At 60.6% G+C, this 1,728-nt stretch carries 2 protein-coding genes; one reads left to right on the top strand and one right to left on the bottom strand.

Going from position 1 to position 1,728, the window contains the following annotated elements:
• Positions 1-317 precede the first annotated feature (317 nt).
• Entirely contained in the window at positions 318-1,526 is a 1,209-nt protein-coding gene (locus tag H5T60_14645) for a GAF domain-containing protein (GenBank protein ID MBC7243670.1), read from the top strand.
• Between the two features lie 30 nt (positions 1,527-1,556).
• Here H5T60_14645 and H5T60_14650 read toward each other — a convergent pair.
• Positions 1,557-1,728 (bottom strand): hypothetical protein (locus tag H5T60_14650; protein ID MBC7243671.1); only part of this gene is annotated, 172 nt, incomplete at its 5' end.

Raw genomic sequence — 1,728 nt, forward strand, 5'->3', positions numbered from 1 at the left:
CTCATCCCAGCTGAGCTATTCGCCCATACCTGGTATTTCTGGGAATTATTATACAGGCCGGCGGCGCCCCTGTCAAAACACGCTTGCGCCGGCATTAAGAATCGCTAATAGATGACAATAGCTGACAGTCACCTTCAAGGTGACTGTCAGCTATTACTGTCATCGGTGGAGGCTGTGCCAACAATCTCCCTCACCCGGCTGTTGCCGTGGCGTACAAATATGCTATACTGAATTAGGTACGCATTCGCGTTTGAGCTGAGGTTTTGCATCCCGAGCTGGGCTCGGCCGAGATGTACAGCCGGAAGGTAGGTGTGGTGATGAGAGAGGACTCTTGGAATTCCGCCGGCCCGAGCGCCAGTTTTGAAGATGAGCATCTTCTCGCGCTGATCGTCCATTCCGCCTGTGACGGCGTCCTGCTCTTCGACCTGTTCGGCCGCATCCTCTATGCGAACCCCGCCGCCAGCGCGATGTGCCACCAGTCTGTAGCGCAACTGCACAGCATGCATATTGAGCAAATCCTCGACCTGGGCAATGCCGGCGAAATACTGCGCATGCTCCGCCAGAACCAGATCGTTCAGACCGAAACCCAACTGCGCGTTGGACCGGAAGGCCGCCGGCATGTGCTGGCATCCCTTTTCTCACTTCATGACAGCGATGCCGCCCCACCCTCTGCGGCGGCGGCCATCCTCCGGGATATCTCTTCCCAGCGGCAGGCATATGCCGAGACCCAGCGGCAGTTGAACGAACTGCGTCTCCTCAACCGCGTCAATATGGCAGTGTCCTCATCGCTGGAGCTGGAGAAGGTCCTGTCCATTCTCCTGGAAGAGACCCGCGAGACGTTGGGGGTGGAGGCCTGCTCCGCCGCACTGCTGGACGAGGAACAGCAGGACCTGTTCTTCATCATGGCGGAGGGGATTGGCGCCAACCGGGTGCGGGGCGCGCGCATGCCGGCGTCCCAGGGTGTCATCGGTTGGGTGGTGCGCAACCGCCAGCCCCTCATCGTGCCGGACGTGAGCCAGGACCCGCGCTTCTTCCCCGGCATTGACAACATTACTGGTGAACGCACGCGCTCCCTGATGTGCGTGCCGCTGGAGGCACATGGGCGCGTCATCGGCGGTATGGAGGCCATCAACAAGCGGCAGGGCAATTTCGATAAAGATGACCTGCGGGTATTCACGCTCATCGCCGCCTCTGCCGCCACCGCCATCTCCAACGCCCTGCTGTATCAACACCAGAAGGAGCTGGCGGAGACATTGGAACGCCGGCATCAGGAGCTGATGGCCGAACTGCGCCAGAAAAGCGGAGCGGAACCGCGGGAGGTTCTGCGCCGGCTGGAAGCGGATATGGCGCAGGCCCTTTCACACCCTCTGACGGTTATCATGCATCAGTCCGAAAGCTGGTTACAGCGCGAGGACCTTCCGCAGGAGCTGGTGGATGACCTGGCCAATATTCGCGCCGAGGCGTACCGCCTGCGCACCTTCCTCTCGCGCCTGACGGAAGAGGGGACTTCCCAGGAAAATACGTGACACAAGTGGATGATTGGGGGCCAGCGGTTATCAGGGCCGGCCGAACGAGAGGAGAGGCCGGCGGGTCTCGATGTACCACTGGCTGATCGTGCGGAAGCGGTCCGCGGGGGACATCAACGGGCCTATCTGGACATCCTTCAGCCGCTGGTCCACGGCGTAATTGTAGACAGGGTAATACAGCAGTACCGCCGGCACCTGCTCG

The sequence above is a fragment of the Anaerolineae bacterium genome (assembly GCA_014360855.1).
In the GTDB taxonomy this organism is placed as follows: Bacteria; Chloroflexota; Anaerolineae; order JACIWP01; family JACIWP01; genus JACIWP01.